The 229-nt window shown below is 66.4% G+C and carries 1 pseudogene; it reads left to right on the top strand.

Annotated elements, in window-relative coordinates:
- Positions 1-229: pseudogene (locus SB786_RS38025) on the top strand (urocanate hydratase); the annotation flags it as partial.

Below are 229 nucleotides of genomic sequence, written 5' to 3'. Positions count from 1 at the left end.
AGCAGAGCCGCATCGACTTCCGCCTGGAAACCCGCTACGTCGACGAGCAGGCCACCGACCTCGACGACGCCCTGGCGCGCATCGCCAAGTACACTGCCGAAGGCAAGGCCATCTCCATCGCCCTGCACGGCAACGCTGCGGAAATCCTGCCAGAGCTGGTCAAGCGTGGCGTGCGCCCGGACATGGTCACCGACCAGACCAGCGCCCACGACCCACTGAACGGCTACCT

Origin of the sequence: Burkholderia sp. SIMBA_062 (assembly GCF_046534765.1) — a bacterium.
Classification (GTDB): Bacteria; Pseudomonadota; Gammaproteobacteria; order Burkholderiales; family Burkholderiaceae; genus Burkholderia; species Burkholderia ambifaria.
This window is presented reverse-complemented; position numbering and strand designations above follow the sequence as displayed.